The 1,132-nt window shown below is 63.1% G+C and carries 1 protein-coding gene and 1 pseudogene; both read left to right on the forward strand.

Annotated features, from left to right (window positions below; genetic code table 11):
* A pseudogene (locus EN939_RS35165) lies at positions 1-628 on the forward strand (DNA polymerase III subunit gamma/tau); the annotation flags it as partial.
* Positions 629-658: 30 nt separating this feature from the next.
* Complete coding sequence (locus EN939_RS35170) at positions 659-982, forward strand: YbaB/EbfC family nucleoid-associated protein (protein WP_013527931.1); 324 nt, start codon at positions 659-661, stop codon at positions 980-982.
* The last annotated feature ends 150 nt before the right edge of the window (positions 983-1,132 follow it).

Here is a 1,132-nt window from a genome sequence, read left to right on the forward strand (position 1 = left end):
CGATAGCGCTGCGCCTATGCAGAATGGCGCGCCGCGCCCGAATGGGACGTCGGCAAGTTCCGGCAATGGCGGTGGTGCCAGCGCGGTGGCGCAGACGCGCATGCCATCCGGATCGGGCGGGGCACAGAGCATGCGGCTGGTCGAAGCCTCGCCTGCTGCCGTTGCCTACGTCGCTCCGCCGGAGCCGGCCATGGAATCGGCGCCGCTGAAGTCGCTGGCCGACATCATTGCGCTCGCCGACGCGCAGCGCGACATCGCCTTCAAGGTGCTGGTCAAGAGCTGCATCCGGTTCGTGCGTATCGAGCCCGGCCGCATCGACGTCGGCCTGACCAGCGATGCGCCCAAGATGCTGCTCAACGACCTGACGACGAAGCTTCGCGCCTGGACCGGCCGCAGCTGGCTGGTCTCGCTGTCAAAGGAAGAGGGCGGCCAGACGCTCGCCGAAATGGAATCGGCCAAACGCGAGACGGCATTTCTCGATGCCAAGAGCGATCCCACCGTGGCCGCCATCCTGGCGCGCTTTCCCGGTGCCAAGATCATCGACGTGCGCATTCCAGACGCGCCGGAAGCCGAAACGACAGAGGCTGAAGTGCCGGTAGAGCCGCCGGCTGACGACGATGAAACCTGATCCAGCCACGAATCCGCAAAGGACCCGACCATGAAAGATCTTCTCGGCCTGATGGGCAAGGCGAAGGAAATGCAGGCCAAGTTCCAGGCCATGCAGGACGAGATCGCCACGCTGGAAGCGTCCGGCCAGGCCGGCGGCGGCCTGGTCAATGTGACGCTGACCGGAAAATTCGAGATGAAGTCGCTGAAGATCGATCCGTCTCTGTTCAAGGAAGACGATGTCGAGATCCTGGAAGACCTGGTGCTGGCCGCTCACAACGACGCCAAGACCAAGGTCGAGCAGATCATGCAGGAAAAGACCAAGGCGCTGACCGCAGGTCTGCCGATCCCGCCGGGAATGAAACTGCCCTTCTAGCATTCGGCGCGCGCGCCCATGATCGCCATGACCGAAGAGCCCTCCGAAAGACTGATCGAGCAGCGTATCCGCAACAGGATCTACGAGATCCTGGAAATCCTGGCCGATTGTGACGACGGCGTCGATCTCGTCGGCATCAAGGGTTATTTC

The sequence above is a fragment of the Mesorhizobium sp. M7A.F.Ca.CA.002.05.1.1 genome, from assembly GCF_003998335.1.
Classification (GTDB): Bacteria; Pseudomonadota; Alphaproteobacteria; order Rhizobiales; family Rhizobiaceae; genus Mesorhizobium.

What these genes read in the sequence shown, in the direction of transcription:
- EN939_RS35170 (WP_013527931.1), top strand. Translation starts at nt 659, where the DNA reads ATGAAAGATCTTCTCGGCCTGATGGGCAAGGCGAAGGAAATGCAGGCC.